The sequence below is a fragment of the Aeromicrobium terrae genome (genome assembly GCF_008039565.1).
Lineage (GTDB): Bacteria > Actinomycetota > Actinomycetes > Propionibacteriales > Nocardioidaceae > Aeromicrobium > Aeromicrobium terrae.
This window is the reverse complement of the sequence record NZ_VDUX01000013.1, coordinates 1-1087: the sequence shown is the minus strand read 5'-3', so window position 1 is coordinate 1087 and position 1087 is coordinate 1. Positions and strand designations below refer to the sequence as shown.

1 protein-coding gene is annotated in these 1087 nt (G+C 66.0%); it reads left to right on the top strand.

All coding sequences use genetic code 11. The features are described from left to right. Positions 1-93 precede the first annotated feature (93 nt). On the top strand, positions 94-1087 hold a 994-nt coding region (locus tag FHP06_RS15800; RefSeq protein ID WP_147687875.1), incomplete at its 3' end, for an IS481 family transposase.

The following is a 1087-nucleotide window of genomic DNA, read 5'->3' as shown; positions in this document are numbered from 1 at the left end:
TGTAGTTCCTCCGGACGTTGTGATCGCGTGACGTGAGGCGAGGACCTCCGATATCGAAGGGGTTACGACACCAACTTCGATCCGGAGGTCCTCGTGACTCACGCTAATGCCCCTTTGACTCCGCTCGGTCGACTGCGTCTGGCGCAGCTGGTCGTTGACCGTGGTTGGCCGGTGCGCCGGGCAGCTGAACGGTTTCAGTGTTCGCCGGCGACGGCTGCGAAATGGGCTCATCGTTATCGCGCCGGTGAGCCGATGACTGACCGGTCGTCTCGGCCGCTCCGTTCGCCTTCACAGTGCTCGCTGCGGCTGGAGCGCCGGATCGTCAAGCTGCGCTACTGCCGACGGTGGGGACCACATCGGATCAGCTATCACCTCGGCATCCCACGCTCGACCGTTGGCCGCGTCCTGGCCCGCTATCGGATGCCGCTGCTGGCCCATGTCGACCAGGCCACCGGCCTGCCGGTGCGCAAACCCAAGCCTGTCCGCTACGAAGCCGCGACACCCGGCGATCTGGTGCACGTCGACATCAAGAAGCTCGGCCGGATCCCCGATGGCGGAGGCTGGCGGATGTTCGGACGGGGCTCCGAGCAGCACAGACGAGCAGGCGTTGCGACAGATCGCGCGGCCCGCTCCGGCGCCTCGCCGTCGCGCGGCTACGTCTATCTGCATCACGCGGTCGACGACCATTCCCGCCTCGCCTACTCCGAACAGCTCGCCGACGAACGCAAGGAGACCGCCGCAGCATTCTGGCATCGCGCTCGGGCCTTCTTCACCAGCGCCGGCATCGACGTCAAGGCCGTGATGACCGACAACGGCTCCTGCTACCGGTCCCACGACTTCACCACCGCGCTCGGCGGCATCAAACACCGCAAGACACGCCCCTACCGGCCGCAAACCAACGGCAAGGTCGAACGGTTCAACCGCACCCTGATGGCCGAATGGGCCTACGCGACGACCTATCTCTCAGACGCCGCCCGCGCAGCCACCTACGCCACCTGGCTCCATCACTACAATCACCATCGACCCCACACCGGCATCGATGGCCTCACCCCCGCAGACCGCGTCCACAACGTGACGGGGAACTACA